5 protein-coding genes are annotated in these 6,566 nt (G+C 58.3%); all 5 read right to left on the bottom strand.

Annotated features, from left to right (window positions below):
* Nucleotides 1-2,307: beta strand repeat-containing protein (locus BF99_RS0108325; RefSeq protein ID WP_025770499.1), on the bottom strand; the 2,307-nt coding region annotated here is incomplete at its 3' end.
* 988 nt (nt 2,308-3,295) lie between these two features.
* Nucleotides 3,296-4,405, bottom strand: a complete 1,110-nt coding sequence (locus BF99_RS0108310) for a PQQ-dependent sugar dehydrogenase (protein WP_025770498.1) — start codon at nt 4,403-4,405, stop codon at nt 3,296-3,298.
* Between the two features lie 113 nt (nt 4,406-4,518).
* Nucleotides 4,519-5,745, bottom strand: coding sequence for an AAA family ATPase (locus BF99_RS0108305; RefSeq protein WP_025770497.1), 1,227 nt, complete (start codon nt 5,743-5,745; stop codon nt 4,519-4,521).
* A gap of 25 nt (nt 5,746-5,770) precedes the next feature.
* A complete protein-coding gene (locus BF99_RS0108300; RefSeq protein WP_025770496.1) occupies nt 5,771-6,091 on the bottom strand; it encodes a non-heme iron oxygenase ferredoxin subunit in 321 nt (106 codons plus the stop codon).
* A 123-nt stretch (nt 6,092-6,214) separates the two neighbouring features.
* The coding region (locus BF99_RS0108295; protein WP_025770495.1) for an SUF system Fe-S cluster assembly protein at nt 6,215-6,566 on the bottom strand (352 nt) is incomplete at its 5' end.

The raw sequence follows: 6,566 nt of genomic DNA, 5'->3' as shown, positions 1-6,566 counted from the left end.
AATGGCCAAGGCGTAGACCCCGGAGGGACTCAAAGCGCCCCCGATGATCCCGCCGCCACCGCTTTCCAACACGAAGACCGTCATCGTGGTGGTCGCCCGGTTGTAGTTCCCCCCGCTCCCGCTCAGGGTGATGAAGTCATAACCGTCTTCTTTGTTGTTGTCCTCGTCCGCCTGCAAGGTCACGCTTTGCTCTTCGCCCCAGTTATTTCTGGAAAAGAGCAGCACCGACGGCGAGACGGTGATGAGGGGGTCGGTATTCGATAGCGTGACGGTCACGGTATCGGTGTTGATGGGCGCCTCGCCCAAGCGCACGGTGAACTCGAAGGGCTCTTTGCCTTCGACCAGTCTTACCGTTTGCGCCGAGGTGACGATAACCCCGGGATAGTCGAGGGTGATGACGCCAATCGTCGCCCCTCGGGAGCCGGCGGCGGCCGCCGCATAGTTCCCGCCGGCGTTGTCGAAGGTACCGGTGATGGTGTCAACGCCGTTGTCGTCGTTTTCGTCCCATTCGACGGAAAGGGTCACATCCCGGCCGATATTCCAATCAAGGGGGGTGAAGGCGAGAGTGGTGGGCTCCAAGGTGACGGCGGGGTTGGTATTGGTCAAGTTGACGATGACTTCGTCCACGTTCGGAACCGCTCCCAGCCGCACGAGGAAGGTCTCTTGTCCTCCTTCGGCCACCTGCAGCAGCGACGGTGCCATCACGAGGGAGCCGGCCTCGTCGTCATCGGCGACATCGATATCCATTGTCACATTACCGGCGAGGACTCCGCCGGAGGTCTCGATGGTGAGGGTGATCGACTCGTCGTCGATGTCGCTATCGTGAGGGGCATCGATGGACACCGTCCGGGCGATCGAGTAATTGGCGACGTTGAAGGTCAACGATGCCGGGCTGACGGTGACCGCCCCGGTATCGGGGTTGGAGAGGGAGACGGTGACATCCCCGATGGGTTTGGTATCGAGGCCGATGGTGAAGGCGGTGCCGGTTCCTTCGTCGATGGACAATCGGGCGGTGCTGAGCACGAGATTCCCCGTGGGTGGCTCGTCATCTTGGATGGCGATTTGTTTGACGACATCGAGGGTGCTGATGCTGTTGGTGCCCAAGGTGATGGTGGCGGATCCGTCGATGTTATCGAGGTCGTGGGCGGCGCTCACGGTGACCTCTTGCGTGGCGGTGGCGTTGGCGGCGAAGGTCAGGAGGGTCGGGGAGATGGTGATATTGCTGTTGCTGAGGGTCAGATTCACTACGACGCCGACTGTCGAGGCGGGATATATCCTGACGCCGAAGACGCCGGTATCGCCTTCTTCGATAGTCAAGGTATCGGTGCTACTCAAGACGATGGACGAGGCGCTTTCGCTATCGTTGACGTCGATGATCTTGGTCACGCTGGAAGCGACGATACCCCCGGTGGCGGCGATGGTGAGCGTGACCTCCTGCTCGTTATCGTTGTCGGCATCTTGCACCCCGGTGACGGTGACTGTCTGCGTCGTGGCGTAGTTGTCGGAGGTGAAGGTCAAAGAGGCGGGGGCGACGGTGACGGCACCGGTATCGGCGCTGGTTATCGACACCGTGACATCGTCGCCGGGCTCGGTATCGAGGCTGATCGTGAAGGTATCGTTACTGCCCTCGTCAATGGACAATCGGGCGGTGCCGCTCAGCACGATATTGCCCGAGGGGATATCGTCATCTTCGACCGCGATTCTCTTGACGACATTTGCGGCGGGGATGCTGGCGGTGCTCGCAGTGATGGTTGCGGTTTCGTCGTTCTTGTCGGCGTCATGGGCGGCGCTGACGGTGACCGTTTGTGCGGCGGTGGCGCCGGCGGCGAAGGTCAAACTGCTCGGGACGACGGTGATATTGCTGTCGCTGCTGGCCAGAGAGACCACGACGCTCGGTGTCGAGGGAGGGGATATCTTGACGGTGAAGGTGCCGCTGTTGCCTTCGTCGATACTCAAGATATTGGTGCTATCCAAGACGATGGCCGAGGGGCCTTCGTCGTCATCGACGCTGACGGTTTTGGTCAAGGAGGGAGCGGAGATGCCGCCGGTGGCGGTGATGGTGAGCGTGACCTGCTCGTCATCGTTGTCGCTGTCTTGCACCCCGGTGATGGTGACCGTCTGCGCCGTGCTGTAGTTGGTGGAAGTGAAGATCAAAGAGGCGGAGGCGGGGGTGGGCGAGGCGATGTCGGTATCGAAACTCGATATATTGACGGTGACCGCGGCGGTGGGCTTTTTATCGAGTTTGACGGTGAAGGTACCGGTGCCGCCCTCGTCGATGGTCAAAGTACCGGTGTTGTCCAAAACCATATTGCCCGATTGGGGGATCCTTAGTGGTGCTACGAATGTGATACCTCCGTAACCTTTTCTGTTAGGAAAAAGAGGGCTTTCAAAGTTAGGATTTGATATGAAATGGTTTCCGCAATCGTTGATGGCGACACTGTCGCAGCCTAGAAATCCGGTTTCTTTTTGCACTTCAGGTCTTTCAAATTCGACACAGATCTTCATGTGACGTCTATATAAGCTGCTATCATTACCTTGGATATACGGCAATTCTCGGGTGCCCTCCGCTATGCGATATTTGCCCTCAGTGCCGTTCCGAGTTAGAACATCCACGCATTCGCCTTGATCGTTAATCATCTTTCCAGATACAAGCATTGCATCCTCGTTTGGGACTAACTTGACGCAATTCGTCGATCTAACTTCTAATGCAAAACGGTGATGATCAGGATCATCATCGCCAGGGTCGACGATGGTACACCAATGCGCCGCATCTTCACTTACATCGCTAGGTCTATCATGGGCTTGTGCCAAGGGTGAAACCATAAATATCAATAGACAGCAAAGAGCGAGTGATACGAGGATTTCAGCAGCGAAACGTTTTTTGGGTGGGGTAGTCGATTCAGGTGCCACCGGCACGTCGGATGCTACCTTTGGCAGTGCGCTTGAATCGTTGGCGATATCGATTGGATGGTTCATCATCGTCATTACCGATTGCATCATGTTCATGGAGATGGATATTGTCAGGCCCTGCGGACGATCCGAGGCCGAGCCCTATCGCCTTGATATTCGGATTTGGCCGGCGCGGCTCCTCGGTTGGGCGGTCGATCGGGCGGGTGTGCCCTTAGTTTACTCGTTAAAGCCTGTCGGTACGGGATCCGGTGCATCTTCGAAGCCTTCGCCACCGAGCGATTCCATAATCTCGTCAGCGAAGCGGATGCGAGAAAACTGCCATACCCCCTTGCCGGCATCGCCGATATGGCACGGAAAATCCAAGCGGGCAGGCATCGATTCGATGCTATTTTCCCGCAGGAGCGATGCGGTACAAGGCTCCTTTGCCGACACTCAAAAACCAGATGCTGCCATCGGGTGCCTCTTTGATATCGCGCACTCGCAGGGTCTCGTCGGACATCAGGCGCTCGGCCTCTCTTAGAGAGGTATCGCCCTCGAGGCGCGAGATCATGTTGAATTTCAGGCTCCCGACAAAGAAATCCCCGCGCCACTCGGGCCAGAGTTCGCCGGAGTAGATGATCATACCCGAGGGGGCGATCGACGGGTCCCAATGGAAAGCGGGCTGTTCCATCCCCTGCCTTGCCGTACCCTCGCCGATCTTGGAGCCGGAATAATGGGTGCCGTAGGAAATGACCGGCCAGCCGTAGTTTTTCCCGCGCTCGATATGGTTGATCTCGTCTCCGCCCCTTGCACCGTGTTCGACGGTCCATAGCCGCCCGTCGAGCCCGAAGGCCATCCCTTGGGCATTGCGATGACCGAAAGACCAGATCCCCGGCCGGGCATCGGCGCGCTCGATGAAGGGATTGTCGGGCGGAATCGACCCGTTGCGCTCGATGCGCACCACCGAACCGTTTTCGCGCGAGAGGTCTTGGGCCGAGGGGCGATCCCCTCGATCGCCGACGGTCAGGAATAAGGTGCCGTCCTCGGCTTCGAGCAGGCGGGAGCCGAAATGGCGTCCGCCGCCGGATCCGGAGGCGATCTCGAAGATGGTCGAGAGATCGACGAGCCTTTCGCCGCTCTCGTCGAGCACGGCCAAGGCCACCGCCGTGCCCGCTCCGCCGCCTTCTTGTTTTTTCGAGTAGGAGAAATAGAGTTCGCGGGTGGTCGTGAAATCACGCGGCACCATCACATCGAGCAATCCCCCCTGACCTCGGGCGACGACCTCGGGGCCGCCATCGACCTCGATCGTCTCGGATCCCTCCTTGGCCAGCAAGATCCTCCCCCCACGCTCGGTGATGACGATCCTCCCATCCGGCAAGAACCCGAAACCCCAAGGCGTGATCAGATCCTCGACGATGGGCATGACCGCCAGCGTCCCTTGCGAGGAAGCGATCCCTTGCCCCCCGGCGTTGCTTACACCGATCAGTGCCAGCATCAATACCGCTATCCGGATCATGTCTTTCTCTCTCTTTTTTCCAAATCAGCGCCCGGAACCGGCGAAGGATTACCGATCGTCACTTCGCATCGGCCGGAACCCTTGATCCTTCGCCGAGATAGAAAATCGCTCCCTCAGTGGGCTAAGATGGCTTTTTGCCCATCATCGGATCGTCGATGCCTTGAGATGCGACCGATGAGACCTTGCCTCCACAGATCTCCGGGGCAATCCCCTTCCTCGATCAGATCCTTTAGCAGTTCGCTTTCGCTCGCTCGGTAAGCCGTGGAAAAGCCCTCGTTTTTTTCCAGCCACCGGATTTCATCCAGATTCGCTCGGTTGATCAGATCGGTGGAGTGGGTCGAAACGAAGACCTGACCGCCTCTTTTGGCATAGAGCCGAATCTCTTCCATCAGATCGGGTAGCAAATCGGGGTAGAGCTGATTTTCGGGTTCCTCGATCGCCAGCAGCGGGTGAGCCTCGGGTTCGTGCATCAGCACCAGATAAGCGAAGATCTTGATGGTGCCGTCGGAAACGTAGCGGGCGATGAAGGGTTTTTCGAAGCTGCTGTCTTCGAATTTGAGAACCAAGCGCCCGTCTTCGGTCGGGTGCGCTTGTACGTTCTCGATACCGGGAACTCTGGTTCGCATCGCATCGATGATGCGATCGAATCGCTCTCGATGGTGCTCGTAGAGATAGCGGGCGACTTGGGCCACATTGTCGCCCCGGCTCGAAAGGTGCTCGGAATATCCGGCATCCGCGCTGGGCCGGGCGTCGGCGATCTGAAAATTCGAGATATACCAGTGATCGATGATATTGCGAAAATTCGCCACCACCGGAAAGTCGCGAAACTGCCCCAAACCCTTGATCGCCAGAACGCTCGGATCTTCCAAGCGATATTCCTTGCGCTTTTGCTCCGCACCCGCTTGACCGTAGGCGTTTTCGTTGGTGATCGCCTTGCCTTCACCTTTGGAGAAATCGACGAAATACCAAGGAGCGCCTTTTTGTCCTCGGCGATAGCTGAGCACTTCTCGATGAACGAAGGCCTTGCCGTTTTTCTCCGCCACTTCGAGACGGTAGGTTGCCAGCCTGCCACCTTCTTCTCGGAATTTGATGACGATCTCGATCGGTTTGAATTCCCCTCGACTGACCAGTTCGTGGAATCCACCCCGGCGGGCGACGGCCGATGCCACATTCTCGGAAAGGGATTCTTTGAGGAAGGAGAAGATATCGAAAAGGGTCGATTTACCGCTTCCGTTGGCCCCGATCACCACCGTCAGCGGCTGTAGATCGGAAAGTTCGAGGTGTCGGAACAATCTATAGTTCTTGACCTCGATTTCCTCGATCCTCGCCGTGCTTTTCATCGCGCCCTCTTCGCCGTTCGTTGGATCAATCGTCCCGATCGTCTCGTACCTGCACCATCCCTTCGTGGATGCGTACGGGGAAGGTGGCGACCGGTTCGTAGGCGGGAGGGGTCAGCGCCTCGCCGGTGCGGATATCGAAGTGCGCGCCGTGGCGGGGGCAGATGATCTGTCCGTTCTCGACGCAACCCCCGGCGAGACCGCCGTAATCATGGGTGCATAGATCCTCGATGGCGAAGAATTCGCCTTCGATATTGAAGACCGCGATCGCGGTATCGTCGATATCGACGATTCGGTGATCGTCGGTGGCGAGCTCCGCTGCGGGGACGACATCGATCCAATCGCTCATCGTTTTGCGATCCGGTGGTATTCGATCTTTGGAAACGGGGAATCGGGTATCGAAAAGGGGCTCGGCTCTTGGCGGGGCGCAAAGGGCTTCCATCGCCGCTCTTTGCTCGTTGCGCTCGCTTGTTCAGAAAAAGCCGAGTTCGAGCTTCGCCGCCTCGCTCATCCGATCGATGGTCCAAGCGGGTTCCCACACGAGATTGACCTGGGCGGCGGCGACCCCGGGCACATTTTGCACCGCAGCTTCGATCACCCCGGGAAAGGTCTGGGCGACCGGACACCCGGGGGTGGTCAGGGTCATCTCGATCTCCACCACCCCCATATCGTCGCAATCGACCTCGTAGATCAAGCCGAGATCGTAGATATTGACGGGAATCTCCGGATCGTAGATCTCTCTCAAGGCGGCGACGATGCGCTCGTTCAGCGGTGCGCTCGAGGCATCGGCGGGGTTCGAATCCGGCTCCAAGCCTTGCGCGGAT

This window comes from Thioalkalivibrio sp. HK1 (genome assembly GCA_000583135.1).
Lineage (GTDB): Bacteria > Pseudomonadota > Gammaproteobacteria > HK1 > HK1 > HK1.
This window is presented reverse-complemented; position numbering and strand designations above follow the sequence as displayed.